At 53.0% G+C, this 236-nt stretch carries 1 tRNA gene; it reads left to right on the top strand.

The window, feature by feature from the left end:
* The first annotated feature begins 55 nt into the window (after positions 1–55).
* Positions 56–147, top strand: a tRNA-Ser gene (locus tag MJG50_RS22050).
* The last annotated feature ends 89 nt before the right edge of the window (positions 148–236 follow it).

Consider the following 236-nt stretch of genomic DNA (forward strand, 5'->3'; position numbering starts at 1 on the left):
CTATCGGCTGTTAACCGATCGGTCGCAGGTTCGAGTCCTGCCTGTGGAGCCATTTGGAGAGCTGTCCGAGTGGTCGAAGGAGCACGATTGGAAATCGTGTAGGCGGTTACCACTGTCTCAAGGGTTCGAATCCCTTGCTCTCCGCCACTACGTTTATATAAAATGTAAAGAACATACTATCGGCCCGTTGGTCAAGCGGTTAAGACACCGCCCTTTCACGGCGGTAACACGGGTTC

The sequence above is a fragment of the Fredinandcohnia quinoae genome (assembly GCF_022427965.1).
In the GTDB taxonomy this organism is placed as follows: Bacteria; Bacillota; Bacilli; order Bacillales; family Bacillaceae_L; genus Ferdinandcohnia; species Ferdinandcohnia quinoae.